The organism is Kribbella sp. NPDC026611 (genome assembly GCF_040638345.1).
In the GTDB taxonomy this organism is placed as follows: domain Bacteria; phylum Actinomycetota; class Actinomycetes; order Propionibacteriales; family Kribbellaceae; genus Kribbella.
In genome coordinates this window covers 1,138,020-1,152,825 of sequence record NZ_JBEZYC010000001.1, presented here as the reverse complement: position 1 = coordinate 1,152,825, position 14,806 = coordinate 1,138,020, and the positions used below count along the sequence as shown (strand labels likewise).

Here is a 14,806-nt window from a genome sequence, read left to right as displayed (position 1 = left end):
CGAAGCGAAGGCCCAGGGGGTGCGGGTGGCGGAGCCCCCGCAACGCGGCGAGCGAAGCGAAGCCGCACAAATGACGAAGGCGACGAGGCCAACGCTTTCCGTTGGCACACGTCGCCTATCGGCTTCGTGGAGCTGAGGGGATTCGAACCCCTGGCCTCTTCGTTGCGAACGAAGCGCGCTACCAACTGCGCCACAGCCCCGAGCTGTCGTCTGGTTTCCCTGGCGACCGCGAAACTCTAACACGTGGAGTGCCGGAGTCTAAAACCGGTTATCAGTCGCCGACAGCGCGCCTGACCTCCGGCTCGTCGACCTCCTGCGGCGCAGGGGTTTCGGCGACGAGAGGCTTCTCGGCCGGGTCCGTCGTACGGGCGCTGGAGAACACCTCGTCGTCCGTCAGCGAGATGGTCCGGACGGTCCGATCCGGCGCCTTCTCCTTCAGCACGTACGTCGGCAGCGTGACCGGCACCGGGTCCCACAGACCCTCGGCAGGCGCCGCCGGCTTCTCGACCGGGGCAGGTGCAGGCTCCGCCGGAAGCTTGACCTCGATGGTCATCTCTTCGTCCGGCGACGGCACCGGCTTGCCGGCCGGCCCGCGGTCGTGGCGGGCCTGCGCACGACGGTCGGCGGCCTCGGCAGAACGCGCCCGCGCCTGCCGCCGCAGCTGCACCCGGGTCAGTACGACGAAGCCGAGGATCAGCGCACCCGGAATCGCCACCGTCCACCACAGCAGGATCTCGAGCCCGGCCAGCGCCGTCACGGACAACAGAGAAAGGGTCAGGATCGACAGCACCCGCCGGCGGCGCATCGCGGCCACCCGGCGGGCTCGGTTCGGAACGTACCGCGTCGGTGGCGGCAGGTCCGTCTTCTCATCGAGAAGCCCCGCGCCGGCCGGCCGTACGACGTACCGCGTCGTCGACGGGTCGCGCGACAGCACGCGCGCGTCGGTCGACGAGGTCACCGGTGGGCGCCGCTTCTCGTCGCCCCGCTTCAGCCACATCGGGACCAGGTAGGCGGCCCACGCGGCGACGATCGCCACATAGATCAACCCTGTCGTCCCCATGCCACGACGCTAGAGCGCAGCGACCATCAGATCGGGTACGTGGGACGGTGTGTCGCAAGAAGACTCGTGTGACTGGTGTGAACAGTACGCAGCGTAGTCACCGCAGCCGGGATACCAAACCGGGCCCGACCTCTTCGACGTTGAGCGCGAAGATGCGGTGGTCGCGCCAGTCGCCGTCGATGTGCAGGAACCGCGGCCGCTCGCCCTCGTACCGGAAGCCGAGCTTCTCGACGACCCGCAGACTCGCCTTGTTCTCGGGGCGGATCGCCACCTCGATCCTATGCAGGCCAAGGGTGAACCAGCAGTGGTCGGCAGCCATCGCCACCGCCGTCGGCACGATGCCGCGACCGGCGTACTGCTCGTCGACCCAGTAGCCCAGGTTGGCCCAGCGCGCCGAGCCGTAGGTGATGCCAGACACGGTCAGCTGCCCGACGAGCGGCCACCGCGATCGCGCACCGGCGCCCGCTGCACCGCCGTACGTGATGACAAATGGCAGCATCCGCCCGTACCGCGCCTGGCGGTTCCAGTCTCGTGCCATCGCGCGAAAGGTCCGCGCACCGTCCTCCGCACCCGGCGGCTGCGTCGCGTCCCACGGCCGTAGCCAGCTGACGTTCCGCTGCCGTGCAGCGGCCCACTCGCCGCCGTCGCCGGCCCGCAACGGCCGTAGGCCGACCTGCCCGTGATGCAGCTCCACAGGCCAGTGCACCAGCGCCATCAGTCGGTGTCCGTCCGCACATGGTCGCCACCGTGGACCTGCTCGACCGCATGTCGCAGCAGCGGCTCCAGTACGACGAGGCCGTCCTTCACACCGCCCCGCGAACCAGGCAGGTTGACGATGACCGTCGTACCGGCCACTCCGGCCAGCCCACGCGACAGTGCGGCCGTCGGTACGCCGTTGGCGATGCCGTACGCACGGATCGCCTCAGCAATCCCCGGCACAACTCGTGACAGCACAGCAGCTGTCTGCTCCGGCGTCTCGTCGGTCGGCGAGATCCCGGTCCCGCCCGTCGTCAGCACGACGTCGTACGACGCCTCGACAGCAGCCCGCAGCGCCTCGCCGACCGGTGCACCGTCCGACACCACGGACGGACCGGTCACCTCGAAGCCCCACTCGGTCAACCGCGACGCGATCAACGGACCAGTGGTGTCCGTGTAGACCCCAGCGGCCGCTCGGTTGGACACGCTGACGACGAGAGCCCTCACGGCCGCTCCCAGTGCCCGGTCTTGCCGCCCTCTTTCAGCTCGACGCGTACGTCGGTCAGCACGGCCGCAGGGTCCAGCGCCTTCACCATGTCGATGACGGCCAGCCCTGCCACGGCGACCGCGGTCAGCGCCTCCATCTCGACACCGGTCCGGTCCGTCGTCTTCACCTGCGCCTGGATCAGTACGGCGTCGTCGGTCACCTCGAGGTCCACCTTCGCACCGGTGATCGCGATCGGGTGGCACAGCGGGACCAGGTCAGGTGTCCGCTTCGCACCCATGATCCCGGCGATCCGGGCCACGCCGAGCGCATCGCCCTTCGGTACGCCGTCGCCGCGCAGCGCGGCCACCACCTCGGCCGAGACCAGGACCTTGCCGCTGGCAACCGCCCGCCGTACCCCGGGGTCCTTGGCGGACACGTCCACCATCCGCGCGGCCCCGGTCTCGTCGACGTGGGTCAGCCCGGTCGGTCCCTCGGTCATCCGGTCTCCTCGTCAAGTATCAGCAGCTCGACCTGGTCGCCGGCGCGGACCGCTGTCACGTCCTCGGGCACCACGATCAGTGCGTTGGCCCGGCTCAACCCGCCCAGCAGGTGCGAGCCGTGCCCGCCGACTGTACTGGCCATCCAGCCCTGATCGCCGGAAGTGGCCGCGGCACGAACGAACTGGCGCTTGCCGGCCGGCGAGCTGAACCCGTCCAGCGTCACCCCGCGCACCGGACTACGCCGGTACGGCATCTGCCCCATCATCTTGCGCAGAGCCGGCCGCACGAACACCTCGAAGGACACGTACGCCGACACCGGGTTCCCTGGCAGCGTGAAGATCGGTACGTCGTCCGCACCGATCACTCCGAACCCCTGCGGCTTCCCCGGCTGCATCGCAACCTGCGGGAAGTCGACCGTGCCGAGCTTGGACAGCTCCTCCTTCACCACGTCGTACGCACCCATGCTGACGCCACCTGTGGTGATCACCAGGTCGGCGCGACCGAGCTGATCGTAGAGGGTGTCCATGATGCGCTTCGGGTCGTCGTCGACGATGCCGACGCGGTACACGACCGCTCCGGCGTCCCGTGCACAGGCAGCCATCGTGTAGCTGTTCGAGTCGTAGATCTGGCCCTCACCGAGCCGAGTGCCCAGCTCCTGCAGCTCCGCGCCGGTCGAGATGACGACCACCCGCGGCCGCGGCCGCACCTTCACTCGCCCACGACCGACGGCAGCCAGTACGGCGATCTGCCGCGGGCCGAGCACGACACCCTGGTCGAGCACCTGCTCCCCCGCGGTCACGTCCTCACCTGCCTGCCGTACCGACGCACCAAGCGGCGGCTGCTGCTTGATGTGTACGTCGACCGTCCCACCGTCGGTCCACTCGACCGGTACGACGCTGTCCGCACCCCGCGGCAGCTGCGCACCGGTCATGATCCGCACGGCCGTCCCAGGCGTCACCACGATCGGCTCCACGCGCCCGGCCCGGATCTCGCCGACCACGGGCAGCCGGATCGGGTTCTCGTCCGAGGCATCGGCCAGGTCGGCGGCCTGCACGGCGTACCCGTCCATGGCCGAGTTGTCGAACCCCGGCAGGCTCACCCCCGAGACGATGTCCTCGCACAGCACCAACCCGACCGCCTCCATCAGCGGCTGGTCGAACGGCGGCAGCGCCGTCACGCGCCCGAGCACGGCCTCCAAATGCTCATCCACACTCCGTCTCACGAGCCTGACCCTAATCCACACCCTCCGGGTGGTTGCCCCAGGTCATCCGGACATCGGGTGCGCGTTCCTCGTTCGTGATGCCGTCGGTACGGCGTACTTCGGTGAAGCCGTGGGCTCGGTAGAAGGCCTGCGCGCGGGTGTTGGTCTGGAACGTCCACAGAGCGAGGCCGCCCGGGCGCAGGTCCTTCGCCAGCTCCACCAGGGTCGATCCGACGCCCCGGCCGGCCGCGTCGGGATCGACGTACAGCTGGTCCAGGTCGTCGCCGTCCAGCGTCAGTACTGCGACAATGCGGCCGTCGTCGAGAGCTACCCAGGTCTGTGCGTCCGGCAGGAGCACGTCAGCGAACCAGCCGGCCACCTGCTCAGGCGTGTGGATCGCCGGCGGCAGCTGGGACCCCTCGGCATGCCGCGAACGCCACCAAACCGCAGCAGCCTCCTCTGTGTCGTACGGCTCCAGCGGCCTGATCAGCAGGTCGTCCATAGCACTCCCCCCGAAGCGTTCAGCTGCTCAGCTCGGTCCCGTCCGGGATCACCAGGCGCTCTCCGGCCGGCGCCTCCACCTCGACGTCCCCGACCACCACCACATCCTTGCCGAAGGCAACATCACCGCGCACCTCGAGCCGATCGGCCCGGACCAGCGACGGCGGCCCGGCGGCGAAACGGGTGTCGAAGTCGGCCAGGATCTTGAAGAACTCCGGGTCCAGGTCGACGTACGGCTCGTCGCCCTCGTGCGTCGTGGTCAGGTCGCCGGCCTCGTCCAGCTCGTACACGTCGGAACGCAGTACCAGCAGGTCGTTCGTGGTCTTGACCGGCTTGAACCGGCTGCGGTCGACCAGCACCGCCTGCGAACCCTCGAAGGTCTCGATCGCGGTACCCATCGCGGTCTCCAGCTGGATCACCTTCGGCGACTCCGGGTCGGCCGGGTCGACGTTCTTGCGGTTCACGATGATCGGCAGCCCGAGGATGCCGTCGTGCCCGTCCATCAGCTCGGCGAGCCGGTCCAGGTCGATCCACAGGTTGTTGGTGTTGAAGGTCTTGTGCCGGGTGATGTCCTGGAAGTACTTCGAGTCCTCGTCCGCGACCTGCGCGCTGTCCCGCAGGATCAGCCGGCCGTCGGACTTCCGGACCGCGACGTGACCGCCCTTGCGGTCGGAGCGGGTGCGCCGGCAGACCTCCATACCAAACGGTACGGTATGTTCCGCCATCCAGGCGGCGATCCGCGGGTCCGGGGTCGCGCCGAGGTTGTCGGCGTTCGAGATGAACGCGTGCCGGAACCCGTGCTCGCGGAGCGCATCGAGCGTGCCGGAGGCGACCAGCGCGGTGTAGATGTCGCCGTGGCCCGGCGGGCACCAGGCCAGCTCCGGGTCCGGCTCCCACTCGGCCGGGGTCAGGTCGTCGGCGAGCAGCTTCGGCTCCATGTTCTGCATGAAGTCGAGCGGCAGCCCGTCGATCGCGAGGCCGTCGTACTCGCCCAGGATCTGCAGCGACTCGGTCTTGGTGCGGAACGAGTTCATCAGCACCAGCGGCAGCGGCACGTCGTACCGCCGGCGGAGGCTGAGGATCTGCCGGGCGATGATGTCGAGGAAGCTGAGCCCGTCCTTGACCGGCAGGGCGGACTTCGGGCCGGTGACGCCCATCGACGTACCGAGGCCGCCGTTGAGCTTGATCACCACGGTCTCGGCGAGCGCGGCGCGCAGGGCCTCCGGGTCGGTGTCCAGGTGGTCCAGGTGCGGCAGGTCCCCGACCGGTTCGATGTCGTCCTCGCGGATCTTCCCCTGCTGACCGGACTCGACCAATCGGTAGTAGTGCGTGAAGACACGGATCGCGACCTCGGCTGCACCGGCCGCGCGCATCTTCTCCTGCGCTCGTCTGAGACCTTCCTCACCCATGCACCAACCCTAGGGGACAGCCGCTAATCCCAGTGTTGTCCGGGTCACGCTCATACGATTCGACTGTGGTTCAGACCAAGGCCGTGGTGCGGCAGTACTTTCTCGGTGCCCGAAGTGAGCAGGCGTGCACGGGCGACCTGCTCGCCAGCGCACAGCAAGCCCTGCCCGACGTGCACCGGGTCGCCCTGTACGTCTCGATGGGACGCGAGCCGCGGACCGGCGGTCTGATCGACTGGCTGCTCGCCACCCACCACGAGGTGCTGCTGCCGATCCTGTACGCCGACAACGACCTGGGCTGGGGCATCGCGCCCGGCGCGGCCGACCTGGTCCCCGGCCGCCTCGGCCTGGCCGAGCCACCGACCGACCTGGGCTCCGACGCGATCGCCACCGCCGACCTGATCATCTGTCCGGCCGTCGCCGTCGCCCGCAACGGCGTACGCCTCGGCCGGGGCGGCGGCTCGTACGACCGCGCGCTCGCCCGGGCCAACCCGGGTACGCCGATCTGGGCCGCCGTGTACGACTCCGAGATCGTCGAGGCGCTCCCCTCCGACCCGCACGACCACCTGGTCGACGCGGCACTCACACCAACGCGATTGGTCCCGCTGAGAGGTGGACAGAGCTGATGCTGCGCACGTACGTCGACAACGGGGTTGTCCCTGGGCTCATCAGCCTCGTCAGTCGCGGAGACGAGGCCCGCGTCGCGGTGCTGGGCAGCCTGGCGTACGACGGTCCGCCCATGCAGCGGGACAGCCTGTTCCGGGTGGCGTCGTTCACCAAGCCGATCGTTGCGGCCGCGGCCATGATCCTGGTCGACGAGCTGCGGCTCTCCATGGACGCACCGGTGGCCGACGTACTGCCGGAGCTCGCGTATCCCGTCGTACTGCGCCAGCCGGACGGACCGCTCGAGGACACCGTGCCGGCGAGCCGGCCGATCACGCTGCGGGACCTTCTGACCTTCCGACTCGGTCTGGGCGAGTCGGACAACCCTGCGCTGCGGGAGCGCGAGCAGGAGCTCGGACTGCACACCTTTGGGCCGCCTGTCCCCCGGACTGCGCTGGAGCCGGACGAGTGGATGAGTCGGCTCGGAACACTGCCACTGCAGTACCAACCGGGCGAGCAGTGGCTGTACTCGACCGGCTCGCACGTGCTCGGTGTTCTGATCGCCCGGGTCACCGACCAGCCGCTGGAGGACTTCCTCCGCGAGCGCATCTTCGAGCCGCTCGGCATGCACGACACTAGCTTCACCGCTTTCGACTCGTCCCGGCTGACCACGGCGTACGTCGGAGACGACGTGCTGGATCCGGCTGTCGGCAGCCAGTGGCTGATGCCGCCGTCGTTCCCCGACGCGAGCGGTGGGCTCGTCTCGACGGTTGACGACTTCCACGCGTTCGCCCGGATGCTGCTGGCCGGTGGCGCGGGCGTGCTGTCACCGGCTGCGGTCGCGGAGATGACGACGGACCACCTCACCCCGGCACAGCGTGTGGCTGCCGAGGGGTTCCTCGGACCGGACACCGGCTGGGGCTACGGCGTCTCCGTCAGCTCGGACCGGTACGGCTGGGCGGGCGGTCTGGGCACACTGTGGTCGACCACGCCCGCTGACGGGACCATCTCGATCCTGCTGACCCAGCGGGCGCTGTGGACCTGGCCGGAAGAGCTGTTCGCCGAGGCGCCCACCTGGTAGGCGTGTCGCCGAGGTGCTGACCTGGTATGTGTCAGCCGTCGGACTTGCTGAAGGTGAGCGAGTGCTTGCGCGTCGCCTCCACGGCGCCCTTGGTGTACGCCCACTGCAGCGTCTCGCCCTTGACCCACAGCTCGGTCTGGTCGACGTAGTTCGAGGAGAACGCGTGCCCGGACACACCGGTCAGGTTGACCCACCTGGACTGGTCGAAGTCCGACAGGTCCACGACCATCCGCATCGACGGCGACGCGGTCACGCGGTACCCCTCGGAGGCGTCCCAGGAGGTCGCGTCGACGATCGACGTACCGCCGCCGAGCTCGTACGGACCGCGGTTGAAGATCTTCTCGACCGCACTGATCCCGGACTCGCCCAGCGTCTGGTTGGTCAGCGTGAGCTTGTGCAGCCGGCCCCACTGCCACTGCGCCGGGTCCCGGGCCATCTTCTGGGTGATCTCGGTCCGGGCGTCGATCAGCGCCTCGCGCAGGATGTCGTCGCGGTTCTCCCGCTGCGGGGTCCGGATGTTGTCCCACCAGCCGCTGTTCGGCTGGCCGAGCAGCATGTGGATCACCTCGAACCAGCGCGACCCGCCGTCGGGCCAGGTGCCCTCGGGGAGCTGGTCGTGGAAGGTCAGCGCGAGCAGGTTGCGCCAGACGACATTGAAATACGCCGCCGCCGCGGAGTCGGCCGGCTGGGTGAAGTCCCAGTTCCGCAGGGTGTCCTGGCCCTGCTTCTCGAACGCGTCGTCGATCCCGATCTGGAGCAGGTACGGCACCAGCGTCTCGGCGGCCCGGTTCTTGGTGTCCATCTGGATCGACGCCATCGCGTTGGCGTCCAGCTTCCCGGCGGCCTTGATCCGATCGAGGATCTGCTGCGAGCGGTAGCCGTAGTCCCAGTCGTTGGTCAGGTAGTACTGGTACGTCCGCGGGACGACGGCCTGGTTGGCGGTGACGATGATCCCGTCCGGTGGGTCGAACTCGGTCGGCAACGCGTCGAACGGGATATAGCCCTTCCAGCGGTACCGCGGGTCCCAGCCGGGGACCGGCCAGTCACCACGGCCGACCGACCGGATCGGGATCAGTCCCGGCGCCTGGTACCCGATGTGGCCGTCGGTGTCGGCGTACACGAGGTTCTGCGAGGGGACCTGGAAGAACTTCGCGGCCTCGCGGAACTGGGTCCAGTCCTGGGCCTTGTTGATGTCGAACAGTGCGTCGGCGGTGCGGCCGGGGTTCAGTGCGGTCCACTGCAGCGAGACGCCGTACGCCGTCGGGTACTTGCCCTGCTTGGCGGCCTGCTCGCCGGCCTTGCGCTCGTCCTCGCCGACGTCGGAGACGAGCGGACCGTGCCTGGTCACCCGCACGGTGATCTTGACCGGCTGCTCCTCCCCCGCGACCTTGAAGGTCTCCTCCCGGGTCGCCATGTCGGTCCACCGGTTGTTGTAGAGCACCTTGTTGCCCTGGATCCGCTCCAGGTAGAGGTCCTGGACGTCGGGGTCGAGGTTGGTGAAGCCCCAGGAGATCGCGTTGTTGTGACCGATCACCACACCGGGCAGGCCGGAGAAGCTGAAGCCGGCGACATCGAACGGGCAGGCCTTGCCGACGTTGTTGCAGTGCAGACCGACCTGCGTCCAGATGCCTGGCATGGTCGGGCCGAGGTGCGGGTCGTTGGCCAGCAGCGGCTTGCCGGTGGTGGTGTGGTCGCCGGAGACGACCCACGAGTTCGAGCCGATGCCGTCACCCTGGCCGAGCAGCTCAGGCAGGCCCTTGGCGACCTTCTGCACCGAGTCGAGCGACTTGAGCAGGTCCGGGGTGAGCATGCCGCGCCGGGCCTCGGCGTTGTCGAGCGTGGTGGTGAACTTGCCGTCCCTGCCGACGGTGCCGGTCGACATGATCGGCTGGTTCCGGTCGTAGGGGTACGACGGGTAGAGGCTCTCGATGTTGCGCGCCGGGAAGGCCGCCAGCAGCTTCGTCCTGGTCAGCTCCTCGTCCATGTTGCCGCCGAGGTCCCAGGCCATTGCCTTGAGCCAGGCCAGTGAGTCGGCCGCGGTCCACGGCTCCGGGGTGTAGTTCTTCGGACCGCCGGGCTGCAGCGACAGTACGGCGTACTCCAGGCTCAGGCCGGAGCCGCTGTGCTTCTCCAGGTAGGCGTTGACGCCGCGTGCGTAGTCGTCGAGGTACTGGTGCGTCGTGGCGCTCAGCAGCGGCAGCTCCTGCTCGGCCACCCGACGCCAGCCGAGGGTACGGACGAACTTGTCCGTCTCCAAGGCGTCCTTGCCGAACAGTTCGCTCAGCCGGCCCGAGGTGACGTGCCGGCGGAAGTCCATCTCGAAGAACCGGTCCTGTGCGGCTACGTAGCCCTGCGCCGCGAACAGGTCGGCCGGTGAGTCGGCGTAGATCTGCGGGATACCGTTGGCGTCCCGGACCACGCTGACATCGCCGTCCAGACCGTCCAGCTCGAGCGTCCCGTCGTACGTCGGGAACGAGTGGCGGACGACGAAAACGACGGTACCGGCGATCACCAGGAGGACCGTGCCGAGCACGATTCCGGTGACTATGACGACTCGAAGCAGGCGACGCACGGACCCAACCGTAGAGAATCCCCGCGCGCACCCCAAATGGGGTCCGCACAACTTTGCGTTGCTCTGCGTCCGCCGCCGATGAACGGAGCGTGGACTCCTGGCGGTGCCCGGTTCCGGGCCGCGCCGGTGCCGAGTTGGAATACTTCGGGCTGCTGACGCATTATTAGCAGTCGGGTAGTAGGAGTGCCAGCGGCCTGAAGGGAACCGACGTGCCGACGTACCAGTACCAGTGCACCGATTGTGGCGAAGCCCTCGAGGTGCGGCAGAGCTTCACCGACGACGCCCTGACCGTGTGCCCGAACTGCCAGGGCAACCTGCGCAAGGTCTTCAACGCGGTGGGCGTCGTGTTCAAGGGTTCCGGTTTCTACCGGACCGACAGCCGCTCGAACGGCAACGGCTCGAGCTCTACGCCGGCGCCTGCAGCGGCCAAGTCCGAGTCCGCAGCCTCCTCCTCTGGCAAGTCGGAGTCCTCGAGCTCGTCCTCGTCGAGCTCCGGTGGTTCGTCGTCGTCCGGGGGGTCCTCGAGCAGCAGCGGGTCGTCCTCGACCAGCGCAGCCTGATCCCCTGTGGATAACTGAGGAAGGGATGCCGGCGAAACTCGTACTTTCTCTGGCATGACAAACCCTCCCTCGCTTCGTGACCTGTTTCGCCACCTCCTCCAGGCAGCTCGATGGCATCGCCGGCTTCTGGCCGGCGTCGCCGCCGCCGCTGCTGTGTACTTCGCGCTGCACGCGCTCTCCCCGGCTCCTCCGCCGACGGTCGCGGTCCTGGCCGCTGCGCGAGATCTCGCCGGAGGAGCCGTGCCCGAGCGCGGCGACGTGCGCACCCTCGAGCTACCGCCCGCCGTGGTCCCGACCGGTGCGCTCAGACCCGGCGCGGATCTGACCTCCCGCGTGCTCAGCGGACCGGTCCGAGCCGGCGAGCCGCTGACGGATGCCCGTTTCCTCGGCCCACCGGCCGTGCCCGATGGCTCGCTCGCGTATCCCTTCCGGATCGACGACGCCGACATCAGCGCCCTCCTCCGGGTCGGCGACCGCGTGAACCTCTACGCCGCCACGAGTACGGCGTCCGGCACCGCAGGTCTGCTCGCTCGATCCGTCCCGGTCGTCGCCCTGCCAACCCCGCGTACGGCGTCGGCCGGTGCGCTGATCGTGGTGGCGACGTCACCGGAGACGGCGACCCGACTGGCCCAGGCCACGGCCAACTCCAGAATCACCGTCGCGCTGACCCCGGACACGAGCTGACCCTCGCCTCGGCGCGCTCCCTCGCCCTTGCAGGTCCGCGGCCCATACGTTGCTCGGGTACAAAACCCGTTTCGTGGAGGCACATCCCTCATGCTCAAGGGCTTCAAAGAATTCATCATGCGCGGCAACGTCGTCGACCTCGCCGTCGCCCTCGTGATCGGCGGTGTTTTCGCCAAGGTCGTCCAGGCCGTCGTCGAGGGTCTGATCAACCCGCTGGTCGCCGCAATCTTCGGCGAGACCAACATCAGCGGCGTCTGGACGTTCAAGATCAACGACGCGATCTTCTCGATCGGGATCATCCTGCAGGCCTTGCTGAACTTCCTGTTCACCGCGGCCGCCGTCTACTTCCTGATCGTGATGCCGCTCAACAAGCTGGCCGAGCGGCGCCGGCGCGGCCAGGAGCCGGAGCCAACTCCGCTGACCACGGACCAGGAGCTGCTCACCGAGATCCGCGACCTACTGCGCGCCCGCCAGCTGTAAGCACCACCGGAGCACGTCAGCTGTAAGCATCACCGGAGCAGGTAGGCGCGTTCCTCAGCCCCTGAGCTCGCCGGCGCCTACCTGCTCGACAGCGTCCTCTCCCGCGTACCGCATCCAGCGGTACGGGACGGGTTGCCCGTCGTTCCACTCCTCCATCAACGCGGCCGGGACATCGACGAAGCCCGAGCCCAGATAGGTCCGGATCGCCGCCGCGTTCTCCGGGCGGACCCGCAAGAAAACCTCCGAGTACCCGGCGTCCAATGCCGGCCCGAGCAACGCCTGAACGAGCTCCCGACCGAACCCACGACCACGGACCTCCGGATCCAGGATGATCCGGGCCAGCTCGACCTCGTCCTCCTCGTCGTCGAGCCAGATCTCGCCGTACCCGACCGGCTGCTCGCCGTCGAACAACAGATAGGAGTGGATGTCCGAGTCGACATTTCGCCAGCTCGTCCGCAACTCCTCCGGGAACGGGTACTCGACCCGCCCGGACAGGAGCGCCACTTCCTTCGCGTCCACGGCCCAGCTCGCGACCTGGGCGCCGTACCCGTCCGAAAACCCCCGAAGCTCCACGCTCTTCCCCTCAGTTGACGAACCCGGCGATCGTTCGCACCAGCTGGTCCAGGAAAGGCGGAAAGCCGGGCGTCGGCGGTTCGGGACACCCGGCCAGCTCGCGACTCCCCCGGACCGACCGCAGCAACGCGTCGACCGTCCTCCGCTGATGCGACGGATTCTCCGGCACCGAAGGCAGCACCGCCACCCGAATACGCGGCTCCCGGGTCCCGAGGCCGTCCAGGGTGAGGGCCGTCACGCCACGCAGAATCCCACCACCGAGTAAACCGTCGGCGACATCGGGAGGACACCCACGTTCCGTCAGACCGACCCGGGTCCGCGCGTTCAGCGCGACATCGTCACCAGTCGCCGGCCAGGCGAGCAGCAGCCGGTCGACCAGCTCCGGAAACCGCTCCGCCAGCAGCACCGCCGTCGTACACCCATTGGAGGCCCCAACGATTCGAAACCGGTCCACTCTGCTTCGACAGCTGTTCACCGAGTGCCTCGATCTCGACGTCCCACCCGAGCGGGTACTGCGGCCGGTCGGGCGCGAGCACGCGCAGGCCGTACGACGACAACCCGTCGACGATGCCCGTCGTACCCCAGAAGGCTTCTGCGTCCATGGCGTCCCACAGGCCACCGTGGACGAGAAATACGGAACCGGTCATCCGTGGTGCGGGGGGACCTCGTTGAGGATGCGTTCGTCGTCGTCGCTGCCGAAATCGTTGTCTCCCCAGGTCCGCGGGTCGTCGTCGCGGGTCTGCTCGGGCAACAGCGGCTCGTCGTCTTCGTACGGGCTCGTCATGGCTCCAGATTACCTAGTCCGCGGGGCTCACCGGGACCGATTTCACCCTGGACCACCTCGCCTTGGACGTCCGCTCCGGCTCCGCCGCGCAACTGCGGCCCAATGGCGGCCTGGACCAGCGGCGCGATCCCCGGTTCGCCTGGCCAGCGGTCGGTTCCGAGCACACACCAGGAGGTGAGAACAGACAAGGTCGGCGTGGCCAGACCGGACAACCGCAACGGCACGGCGTTCGAGAACCCGAAGGTGAGCATCCAGTTCACCGGATCGGGATAGAACTCCTGCACCGCGCTGTAGTAGAAGCTCATCCAGCCCTTGGTCGGGAGGTGACACAGCAACCGGTAGTTGGTCGCGACAACCGGCAACTCCTGGACATCTCGCCACATCTGTTCCATGTCCCGGCGCGCGGCAGCCCGGCGACTGGCGTTCACCGCAGCGTTGGCGGCCATCATGCCGAGCACGAAGGTCGGATTGCCGATGAACAACCCGCCGCTCTGCGTGTACCGGCCATTGCCGCCGTACAACCGCGCGTACTGCGCGATGGTCTGGACGTAGGCGACCTCGCCCTGCTCGAGCACGAGCCCGTACATGGTGAGCGCCTGTGGAGCATTGCCGGCGAGCAGCCAGCGCGCCCAGTCGACGGCGAGCTGCCACTCGTCGCGTGCGCGCTGAGCGTTGGCGGCGTCGTCTCTCTTCGGGCTCACGACACGACATCGTAATCGGCCAGTCCGGGTGCGTTACAGGTCCGCCTCGGTTGCCGATCGATCCGGCGGCGTGACCGGAACGACGCGCCGCCGTGATGTTCCGGCACGCGCGACGTGACGCCGTTCCACCATCATGGGTGACCTTGCCAACCCGGAAGGACCGAGTCGTGAGTGCACTACGGACACGGGGCCTGATCGGTGCGACGCTCGTCGTGGCTGTGCTCGGGGTTGCCGCCGCCTGCGGTAACGAGAGCGCCACGTCCCCGCCCGCCGCCCAGCCCACTGACACGCCGACCACCCCCGGCACCCCAACGCCGTCGCCCACTCCCAGCGGCACCCCGAGCACCGACTGCCCCGAGACCATCGCGGCCGTTCGCGCCGCCACCGACAAGGTGGTCTGGGGCAAGGGCGCGGCGACCTCCTCGTTCAACCCGGTCAGCGTGACCGTCTGCCAGTACGACGCCGAGGCGTCCGGACAGGACTACGCAACCGTCACCACCAAGCGCAGCGCGAAGCAGGCGACCGACCTCTTCGCCCTGGTCAACGCCGCGAAACCCGTGGCCACGAAACCGGGCATCTGCACCAAGGAGCTCGGCCCGACCTACGTTCTGCGGTTCACCGACAACGACCGCGGCGTGCTCTCCTACACCGCCGAGGCCTTCGGCTGCCGTCGCCTGGTGGCGACGTCGCTGGAAGGCCAGGGCAAGCCCGGCACCCTGCCGGCACCACGCCAGGTGACGCCCGAGCTGATCAAGTCGCTCGGCCTGCGCTGACCCTGTGCTGGCCCTGTGCTGGCCCTGAGCCGGACGCGCACCCCGAAGCCGTCCGGACCGGGGTCAAACCCGCGCCTGCCTTGCGGGTCCCTCTCGAGGTCGACCCGCAAGGCAGGTTGCGGCAGCCGGTCCCGTGCCGCACCC

The 14,806-nt window shown here is 68.7% G+C and carries 19 protein-coding genes and 1 tRNA gene; 6 read left to right on the top strand and 14 right to left on the bottom strand.

Annotation, left to right across the window (positions count from 1 at the left end):
• Nucleotides 1–127 precede the first annotated feature (127 nt).
• From AB0E69_RS05805 to AB0E69_RS05770, 8 genes are all read right to left on the bottom strand, one after another.
• Nucleotides 128–200 (bottom strand) — tRNA-Ala (locus AB0E69_RS05805).
• Between the two features lie 71 nt (nucleotides 201–271).
• Complete coding sequence (locus tag AB0E69_RS05800; protein WP_360140102.1) at nucleotides 272–1,060, bottom strand: hypothetical protein; 789 nt, start codon at nucleotides 1,058–1,060, stop codon at nucleotides 272–274.
• A 97-nt stretch (nucleotides 1,061–1,157) separates the two neighbouring features.
• A complete protein-coding gene (locus AB0E69_RS05795; RefSeq protein WP_360140099.1) occupies nucleotides 1,158–1,775 on the bottom strand; it encodes a GNAT family protein in 618 nt (205 codons plus the stop codon).
• A complete protein-coding gene (locus AB0E69_RS05790) occupies nucleotides 1,775–2,263 on the bottom strand; it encodes a MogA/MoaB family molybdenum cofactor biosynthesis protein (protein WP_360140096.1) in 489 nt (162 codons plus the stop codon). The genes AB0E69_RS05795 and AB0E69_RS05790 overlap by 1 nt, the downstream gene beginning before the upstream one ends.
• A complete protein-coding gene (moaC, locus tag AB0E69_RS05785) occupies nucleotides 2,260–2,742 on the bottom strand; it encodes a cyclic pyranopterin monophosphate synthase MoaC (RefSeq protein ID WP_360140093.1) in 483 nt (160 codons plus the stop codon). The genes AB0E69_RS05790 and moaC overlap by 4 nt, the downstream gene beginning before the upstream one ends.
• The gene (glp, locus tag AB0E69_RS05780; protein ID WP_360140090.1) at nucleotides 2,739–3,965 is read right to left on the bottom strand and encodes a gephyrin-like molybdotransferase Glp; all 1,227 of its coding nucleotides are present in this window, start codon (nucleotides 3,963–3,965) and stop codon (nucleotides 2,739–2,741) included. Before glp ends, moaC begins: the two co-directional genes overlap by 4 nt.
• Before the next feature lie 10 nt (nucleotides 3,966–3,975).
• Complete coding sequence (locus tag AB0E69_RS05775; protein WP_360140087.1) at nucleotides 3,976–4,446, bottom strand: GNAT family N-acetyltransferase; 471 nt, start codon at nucleotides 4,444–4,446, stop codon at nucleotides 3,976–3,978.
• A gap of 19 nt (nucleotides 4,447–4,465) precedes the next feature.
• Complete coding sequence (locus tag AB0E69_RS05770) at nucleotides 4,466–5,854, bottom strand: UTP--glucose-1-phosphate uridylyltransferase (protein WP_360140085.1); 1,389 nt, start codon at nucleotides 5,852–5,854, stop codon at nucleotides 4,466–4,468.
• Between the two features lie 65 nt (nucleotides 5,855–5,919).
• Between AB0E69_RS05770 and AB0E69_RS05765 the strand changes: the two genes are divergently transcribed.
• Both AB0E69_RS05765 and AB0E69_RS05760 read left to right on the top strand, forming a co-directional pair.
• A complete protein-coding gene (locus AB0E69_RS05765) occupies nucleotides 5,920–6,477 on the top strand; it encodes a 5-formyltetrahydrofolate cyclo-ligase (RefSeq protein ID WP_360140082.1) in 558 nt (185 codons plus the stop codon).
• On the top strand, nucleotides 6,477–7,535 hold the full coding sequence (locus AB0E69_RS05760) for a serine hydrolase domain-containing protein (protein WP_360140079.1): 1,059 nt from the start codon (nucleotides 6,477–6,479) through the stop codon (nucleotides 7,533–7,535). Before AB0E69_RS05765 ends, AB0E69_RS05760 begins: the two co-directional genes overlap by 1 nt.
• A gap of 31 nt (nucleotides 7,536–7,566) precedes the next feature.
• Here AB0E69_RS05760 and AB0E69_RS05755 read toward each other — a convergent pair whose 3' ends face one another.
• The gene (locus tag AB0E69_RS05755; RefSeq protein WP_360140076.1) at nucleotides 7,567–10,107 is read right to left on the bottom strand and encodes a penicillin acylase family protein; all 2,541 of its coding nucleotides are present in this window, start codon (nucleotides 10,105–10,107) and stop codon (nucleotides 7,567–7,569) included.
• 209 nt (nucleotides 10,108–10,316) lie between these two features.
• Between AB0E69_RS05755 and AB0E69_RS05750 the strand changes: the two genes are divergently transcribed.
• The 3 genes from AB0E69_RS05750 to mscL all read left to right on the top strand — a co-directional run bounded on the left by AB0E69_RS05750 (nucleotide 10,317) and on the right by mscL (nucleotide 11,831).
• Complete coding sequence (locus AB0E69_RS05750) at nucleotides 10,317–10,667, top strand: FmdB family zinc ribbon protein (RefSeq protein WP_360140073.1); 351 nt, start codon at nucleotides 10,317–10,319, stop codon at nucleotides 10,665–10,667.
• Nucleotides 10,668–10,721: 54 nt separating this feature from the next.
• Nucleotides 10,722–11,351, top strand: coding sequence for a hypothetical protein (locus AB0E69_RS05745; RefSeq protein WP_360140070.1), 630 nt, complete (start codon nucleotides 10,722–10,724; stop codon nucleotides 11,349–11,351).
• A gap of 90 nt (nucleotides 11,352–11,441) precedes the next feature.
• Nucleotides 11,442–11,831, top strand: a complete 390-nt coding sequence (gene mscL / locus AB0E69_RS05740; RefSeq protein WP_360140067.1) for a large conductance mechanosensitive channel protein MscL — start codon at nucleotides 11,442–11,444, stop codon at nucleotides 11,829–11,831.
• A gap of 54 nt (nucleotides 11,832–11,885) precedes the next feature.
• Here mscL and AB0E69_RS05735 read toward each other — a convergent pair whose 3' ends face one another.
• From AB0E69_RS05735 to AB0E69_RS05715, 5 genes are read right to left on the bottom strand one after another with little or no spacing between them, the layout of a single operon-like run.
• Nucleotides 11,886–12,404, bottom strand: a complete 519-nt coding sequence (locus AB0E69_RS05735) for a GNAT family N-acetyltransferase (RefSeq protein ID WP_360140064.1) — start codon at nucleotides 12,402–12,404, stop codon at nucleotides 11,886–11,888.
• A gap of 10 nt (nucleotides 12,405–12,414) precedes the next feature.
• Nucleotides 12,415–12,810: a hypothetical protein gene (locus AB0E69_RS05730; protein ID WP_360140061.1), complete on the bottom strand. Its 396-nt coding sequence runs from the start codon at nucleotides 12,808–12,810 to the stop codon at nucleotides 12,415–12,417.
• Nucleotides 12,743–13,051, bottom strand: coding sequence for a hypothetical protein (locus AB0E69_RS05725; RefSeq protein ID WP_360140058.1), 309 nt, complete (start codon nucleotides 13,049–13,051; stop codon nucleotides 12,743–12,745). The genes AB0E69_RS05730 and AB0E69_RS05725 overlap by 68 nt, the downstream gene beginning before the upstream one ends.
• A complete protein-coding gene (locus AB0E69_RS05720) occupies nucleotides 13,048–13,188 on the bottom strand; it encodes a hypothetical protein (protein ID WP_165546350.1) in 141 nt (46 codons plus the stop codon). Before AB0E69_RS05720 ends, AB0E69_RS05725 begins: the two co-directional genes overlap by 4 nt.
• Complete coding sequence (locus AB0E69_RS05715; protein ID WP_360140055.1) at nucleotides 13,185–13,889, bottom strand: hypothetical protein; 705 nt, start codon at nucleotides 13,887–13,889, stop codon at nucleotides 13,185–13,187. The genes AB0E69_RS05720 and AB0E69_RS05715 overlap by 4 nt, the downstream gene beginning before the upstream one ends.
• A gap of 167 nt (nucleotides 13,890–14,056) precedes the next feature.
• Between AB0E69_RS05715 and AB0E69_RS05710 the strand changes: the two genes are divergently transcribed.
• Complete coding sequence (locus AB0E69_RS05710; RefSeq protein ID WP_360140052.1) at nucleotides 14,057–14,662, top strand: hypothetical protein; 606 nt, start codon at nucleotides 14,057–14,059, stop codon at nucleotides 14,660–14,662.
• The last annotated feature ends 144 nt before the right edge of the window (nucleotides 14,663–14,806 follow it).

Coding starts and splice junctions, on each gene's coding strand:
- AB0E69_RS05800 (WP_360140102.1), bottom strand. CDS start 1,060: ATGGGGACGACAGGGTTGATCTATGTGGCGATCGTCGCCGCGTGGGCC.
- AB0E69_RS05795 (WP_360140099.1), bottom strand. CDS start 1,775: ATGGCGCTGGTGCACTGGCCTGTGGAGCTGCATCACGGGCAGGTCGGC.
- moaC (WP_360140093.1), bottom strand. CDS start 2,742: ATGACCGAGGGACCGACCGGGCTGACCCACGTCGACGAGACCGGGGCC.
- AB0E69_RS05775 (WP_360140087.1), bottom strand. CDS start 4,446: ATGGACGACCTGCTGATCAGGCCGCTGGAGCCGTACGACACAGAGGAG.
- AB0E69_RS05770 (WP_360140085.1), bottom strand. CDS start 5,854: ATGGGTGAGGAAGGTCTCAGACGAGCGCAGGAGAAGATGCGCGCGGCC.
- AB0E69_RS05760 (WP_360140079.1), top strand. CDS start 6,477: ATGCTGCGCACGTACGTCGACAACGGGGTTGTCCCTGGGCTCATCAGC.
- AB0E69_RS05745 (WP_360140070.1), top strand. CDS start 10,722: ATGACAAACCCTCCCTCGCTTCGTGACCTGTTTCGCCACCTCCTCCAG.
- mscL (WP_360140067.1), top strand. CDS start 11,442: ATGCTCAAGGGCTTCAAAGAATTCATCATGCGCGGCAACGTCGTCGAC.
- AB0E69_RS05725 (WP_360140058.1), bottom strand. CDS start 13,051: ATGACCGGTTCCGTATTTCTCGTCCACGGTGGCCTGTGGGACGCCATG.
- AB0E69_RS05720 (WP_165546350.1), bottom strand. CDS start 13,188: ATGACGAGCCCGTACGAAGACGACGAGCCGCTGTTGCCCGAGCAGACC.